The sequence below is a fragment of the Moorena sp. SIO2C4 genome (assembly GCF_010672485.1).
GTDB lineage: Bacteria > Cyanobacteriota > Cyanobacteriia > Cyanobacteriales > Coleofasciculaceae > Moorena > Moorena producens.
The window spans coordinates 1-6,466 of sequence record NZ_JAAHGN010000388.1 but is presented as its reverse complement, the minus strand read 5'-3'; the positions used below and the strand labels follow the sequence as shown (position 1 = coordinate 6,466).

Here is a 6,466-nt window from a genome sequence, read left to right as displayed (position 1 = left end):
TTTTCCCCACGGACACAACATTAACGGTCACGGTGACCAAGAAAGATGAAGCAACACCAACTCCGTTTAATGTAGAGATCAAGGTGATTACTGAAAAGAGTTGGATTGCGATCGCTGCAGCATTCCCCAATACCTCTAGGATAGAAACTACTGAAACGGTGATTACTGCCAATGCCCAACGCCAGGATTTACTGGTGGCAGGTTCCACCATCACAATGGCCGATATTAGCCTTGATTACACCATCCAGGTTCAGGATAGTCTATATCACATTGCCCTTAACCAGTTTGTCGAGACTACTGATGCTCGCGCCATCGATGTGCTGAAATCGGGCATTGTTGCTGAAGTGGGTGCCCTGGAGTATACCATTACTGAGGCAATTCTGCCCCAACAGAACACCCTTGCTTACCTAACTCAGCAGCTTCATCTACAAACCAACCGTCATCGCACGGTGTTGGAAACGGTACAAGCAGTGGGCAATATCAGTGGTATTCTGACTGAGTCTGCGATCGCTAGTCAATTAGCTGTGGTTGCTGCTGCTGTCAGCGATATGAGTGGGTTATTTGGTACAGAGGATGTGATCCTGGCTGACGTGCTGTTGAACTACACTGTCACCAGTGGGGATAGCTTCGACCAAATGATTGCTATTGCTGCTGCCCATGATAGTCAAATTATTACCGATCAAACCACAGCAGGGGATATTGCTCTTCAAACTCCCACTTTAGCCTTAGAGTCCGGGGCAACTCTCTACATTCCGGATCGCTTTACCCTGGATACCTCTTCTGCACAGAACCCTGACTATCTAGCAGTGGTACAATTCACAGATCAAACCACATCCCTGAGTACCTTAACCAGTACCATGGGAACGGAAATTACCCCAGCAGCCGTAGCGGTGGCTAACCAAACCCTGGCAGGACTCTTGAGTGGCAATACTGCTATCGATGTCCGTCCGGTTTTGGCATCCCTGACTAAGATTAGTTACAACAGTGACGATACAGTAAATAGCGACTTAAAACGGTTAGCGGCTTTCATCGATAGTCAAACTATCCAGACCGGAACCGATGAAACCTTCTACACCCTCACCTCTGGATGGGCGCAAACCCTGGTTAACTTCAAAAATAATATTGTAGGCGACGCCAGTCAAACCCAGCAAAGCATTGGGAATAATATTGTAGGCGACGCCAGTCAAGCCCAGCAAAGCATTGGGGCGGTCAATGCTATTTATGAGCAACTGGAGAACTTGGAAGGGGCAAATCGCATTGCGTTACGGGCCTTACTTGATCCCAATGATAGTGAATCTTCCTTGAGTATCTTGAAAGCAACACTGCTGGATGCTGAAGGAAACCTTAAATCCCAATTCGAGCCATCAACGGTTCATACTCAACCTGAAACCTTGGATGTGCCGGATGCGATCGCTAATATCGAAACTGCCCATGGTCAACCCGATGATCAGGTATTGATCGACACCTTAAAGGACTCATTGGAGATTATTCATCGCATGTATGACTTCAGTTGTCTGAAAACAGCGGTGGATCTGTTAGAAAAGCGTACGCAACGCCCCCTAACTGTGGCAGAAGTAGCAGAGGCGCTCCAAAATGAATCGGTTCTGATTAAGGCCAATCAGAATTGGATTGTTCCCCCAGCAGTAGCTAGCACAACGGTTGATCTCACCTTCCGGGATAACAATAATAGTCTTCTGTATCCAACGGATTTACTTTTCCCGGTCACCGTACAGCTGGAAATGCGACGCAACAAGGATTTGATGGATCCGGGCTATGTGCCTGAAGCTGAGGTAGTCTCAGCCTATTTTGCCCCCAAAACCGTTGTGCTGACCAGCTCCTCCGATGAAGAAAATGCTGAGTTTAGCCAACGCCTGGCCTCCCTTGACCCCTTTGCCAAGGCATTTGAGCAAGCACTACCTAACTTAAAGCTAGCAGTGGGGCGGAATGCTGGGAATATTGATAATGCTAATCCTCAAAACAGTGATACCCTGTGGGCAGTTCATCTGGGGGATACCGGGATTAGTTACGATATCAAAGAAGCTTTCCCCTACTTCTTTTCCGCTGCGCCTTTGAGCAATACCTTAATGTCAGGGGAAGTAAACCTTTACAGCTACACCCAAGAGAATGGACTTGACCAAAGCTCAACAGAAACCGTGCGAGTGGATGCGGTAGACCTGAATGGTTTAGCCCGTAAGTATTTACGTGCTATTGAAGATATCCTGAAACCGGAAACAGCTATCCCTGCAGTGAATGAGCCCAGCTTAAAGGATCAGCTTGGGCGGATTTTAGATGTCAAAGCAAGTTTGGCCGATTCAATTAGTAACAATGTGACCCATGTATTGGATACTTCTGTGGATACAAGTTCCTCAGAGTATACTACTCGCCAAAGCTTAGCAGTGGCAGCACTCCAAAAGGAATTGCTGACAAATTTAGCAGATGCTTACGACATTGAAACCATTGTTCAATATAACGTAGATGTAGCGATCGCTGATGGCTATCAATGGTCTGGTCAAGATATTCCTCGTTTATCTGGGCAACCAGTGATGAGCGGGGCTTATTACACCAATCCTGAAAGTACACCCAACTCCACTAGTTCTGACACAGACAAGCAAACTCTGCTTCAATCGATAGATTTCACCTTATCTCCAGCTAAAATTTCCCTGAGCGATGCCAACAATGGTAAGTCTACACTGACCTTTTTCTTCAATACCCAAACGCCTCAGCGTTACGAAGATATTGCGGTCAATCTGAACTATCAGGTTAATGAGTTGGAATACAATATTAATACTACCAATTCCACCTCCTCTTGGCTCAATTTTATTCAACCTCTCAATGATGAGCCTAATCAAATTGGAGATGTTCAAATTCCCATTCCTTTGCGAGATTTTCCCCTTCCTCCTTCTCTGATTTCCCATACAGCAATTCCTGACCCCGACAGTTTTGCTGGTGATATTCTCAGTGCTGAGGATATTCGAGACTGGAATTATGTTTTCCTCTATGAACATCCCGATGTGGCTCAAGATACCATTGAATGCCGGATTGAATACAATGGTTCCTCTAAATTAACCATTGATGATGTTTCTTTGGAAGAAGGACAAACTGCCGTTTTCACGGTTACCTTATCTCCTCCTTCTGAAAAGACTGTTACTGTTAATTATCAAACCCAGGATGGAACCGCGAAAGCACCGGGAGATTACACCGCAACTAGCGGAAGTCTGCAATTTGATCCAGGTGACACCAGCAAAGAAATTCGGGTGACAGTCAACAGCGATGATGTTGTTGAAAATAATGAAACCTTTACTATTGTCCTGAGTAATGCAGTTAATGCAGACATTGCGGACCCAGTGGGTGTTGGAACAATTATCGATACGACTAATACTATTGATCCACTGTTGGATACCCTGGTGCGGTTTAACAATCTATATCCAACCCTAGCCAGTGATCTCAAAGCTTTGGAAACAGGGTTAACCGATGACAACCAAACTACGGTTACCTCTGCCCTCAATGCCTTTGCGACTCTAGCAGAAGACGTGGCTAGGTCATGGCAAATTTGGCAACCGATTGCGATCGCACAGGCATCTCGCCAGACAGTTCACTACAATATTGATGAAAACCTATCTGCTGACCAAGAAACCAAAACGGTTATCATCACTCCCACTAACAATCTTCCCGTTGCTGATCAACAAATCTTAGACATTGAGTTACCAGGGTATGAGTTAAATGATACCAGGCAGAACGATGTAACCACTAACTCCCCCACAGTACCTTACACGACTATTGAGTATGATTTCACCAAATTGCTTGATGCAACTGGGGTAGAAACCTTTGGGGAGTCGGCATTACCGGACCGTAAGGTGACTGTGACTAATTTGGATGTGTTGGACTATCAAAATGCCTGGGGTGCTATCCGTCTCGCCCGCAATAAAAATTTGATTGATGGCAGGGAAACTAATGCAGCTTTCATCTTCCAGACTCCTGAAGTAAGGTTTAAGAACCGGATTACTCCTCTCATTGTTAATGATAAGCGTTGGGATATTGCAGACCTGGGCGATTCCAGAAGTAAAACCTTAACACAGCATCTGGAAGAGTTATTCAAAGTCTTGCTGCCAGCCATCATTAACCGTCCTTATGATATTCGGATTAGCTGTCAGTATGCCTTTGCTTTAGCTAGCAACACTAATGAAGAGGAACTGTTAGCTTCCTTACCTGTTCTACTCACCCCTCGATTTACGGTTCAAAAGTCTGGGGATTCCACGGATATGTTAGTAGTTACTCAAGACCTGCGAACAAATATTGTCCGGGAAATTGAGAATTGGCAAAGTCAGAAAAACCCCAATCAAACCAGGGGAAGATATCTGTTTAGTTTTAGTCTGTTTTCTAATCCAGAAAATGTGAGTAGTACGGAGAATCCTAACTTGCCGCTGTTAACGGTGGAAAATTTGAATCTTTTGCTGACAGATATTATTGTTATTACAGATGTTATTGTTATTGAGGAATAGTAAGCTAATGCGCGTAGCGCACGCTACGCGAACAGCTATCAGCAGTCAGCGGTCAGTTATCAGCTGATAGCTTACCTCCCTGTTCCCTGCTCCCTAAAAACCCAGAACGAAAGTACCTAACTGAAGTGCAAACCGCTGTAGTCATGAGCGATATTGCTTATGCTTTTAAGGCAAGAGGAATCCCGCCTAATACCCCAGGGCTGTTTCATTGTCGGATAGAGCTGTTGACAACAATGGTGATCGCTGTGATGTCAAATGCCAGGGGTCACTCGATTACACCGTCAAACCGGGTTTGCCAGATGTAACCAATAATTCTGGGGATTAAGATGTACAATCAAGACAGGTATAGACAATTTCGGCAACACACACAGAAAAGTACTTCTCAGTTGATATAGACTTCGGCCTGATTTGTGCGAGTTTCACGATCAGGATAATGATGGATGAAATCTTTACTTTACTCAAGTAAGCACCAATTTATTTTTGAGGATTACGTTCTTAATATTTACTCGGCTCCTTCCGAAAAAGCACCCAGTTACCTCTGTATATTCCCGCAGAGGAAGTAGCTGGTTTAATTGGGTTGCAACTTGTTGATTTCGATAAGTGGCTTGACTATTACACGGAACAACTGTTCAGTCAAGATTACTGCTATGCAGATTTACATTCTGAAGACCACAACCCATTGGTGGCTGGTGTTGTCAGACTTTCAGAAGCCCGTTATTTTTGGTTTTATCACAAGGGAAGGGATAACGAAAAAGCTGAGCGTCTAATATTGTTTCTGGATAGTTTTGTCAGCGTACTCATGGGACTTAATGAAGGGTAATTTTTAAAAAAATTTGTTGACATTCTTGATAGTGAAACCCTGCCAAGCTGACAGGGTTTCTTTTGTGGCGCGATTATCCCGAAGGGCTACCCTTGGCGATAGCTTTAGTACAAATGTTCTGCATAGGTGACTGCTCCCGATGCGATCGCTCGGGTTTGTTTGTCTTCCCCCACAAGCTGCGACTGGAAGTATTCAGGATAAGTGCGATCGCAAGTGCGAACTCTTTTCCGGCAATGCAGTTCCAGCTATCTATTCGTGCTTATTACTTAAGATCGTCCTGAGTTTCTGGCATACCAATTTCCATCCATCTGCGGAATTTGTTTATTTTAGTGTCATCCCATGGATCGTAAGGATTAGGTGGCATCTTATGAGCATTGACTTGGTAGAGTATGCGATCAGCATTCTTCTTCACGTTTTCATACTTCCCCAGATTAATGTTATAGGGAATCATCGCATTGACATAAGGTTGGAGCAATTGTTTAATATCATTTTCCCACACTGGTGTTTGAGTATTTACGTCGGGCTCTTCAAAGCTTAAATCTGGTAAAACGATGAAACTTGGTCCATAATATTCCTTTTGACTTGTACCTTCTATTGGGGTTTTGATAATTTTGCTTGCTGAACCCCCAACCTGATCATCCGCGTCGGCAGTAGTTAAGCTAAACATTTTCATTATAGCTTCAATCAGATAATTTGGATCTCCTGTTCCCCATGCCTTTTCCAGTAGCTTCAACATCTTAGTGTACTCTCGATTAAATTCATCCATTAAGGGCAATATCTGAGCTTGATCTGATACTGGCACGTTAGATTCGTTGTAACCCCCTGCAGGTACTTCTGCCACTGGATATGGCTCCCCTATCCCCCCATCAAGGTTATTGATCTTTCCATCAGAATAGCGATAACCACCAGTACCGTCTTCCTCGATATACCGATTCTTCTTTATTTCAAGAAAACGATAGTAATGTGCAAGATCGTCTGGTCCTGTATCAATCAGGCTGCCTTCAGCTCCTTCACCTTGTCTTGTTATAAGATCTATGGCGTTTATAACGTCTTGCTTGGTTTGTATCTTGCTGAGTCTTGTTATCTTTTTTTTTATCAAAGAAGTGCTCTAATTGGTTTTCAGGATTAAGTTCTTTGATTAATTTAT

General features: G+C 44.1%; 3 protein-coding genes. 2 read left to right on the top strand and 1 reads right to left on the bottom strand.

The features are described 5' to 3' along the window. Positions 1-32 precede the first annotated feature (32 nt). Together F6K20_RS19745 and F6K20_RS19740 are read left to right on the top strand one after the other, a co-directional pair. Positions 33-4,499, top strand: a complete 4,467-nt coding sequence (locus F6K20_RS19745; protein WP_287295754.1) for a Calx-beta domain-containing protein — start codon at positions 33-35, stop codon at positions 4,497-4,499. Positions 4,500-5,076: 577 nt separating this feature from the next. Beyond that, the gene (locus F6K20_RS19740) at positions 5,077-5,319 is read left to right on the top strand and encodes a hypothetical protein (RefSeq protein ID WP_287295752.1); all 243 of its coding nucleotides are present in this window, start codon (positions 5,077-5,079) and stop codon (positions 5,317-5,319) included. 262 nt (positions 5,320-5,581) lie between these two features. Here F6K20_RS19740 and F6K20_RS19735 read toward each other — a convergent pair whose 3' ends face one another. After that, entirely contained in the window at positions 5,582-6,418 is an 837-nt protein-coding gene (locus tag F6K20_RS19735; RefSeq protein ID WP_287295751.1) for a ferritin-like domain-containing protein, read from the bottom strand. Positions 6,419-6,466 lie beyond the last annotated feature (48 nt).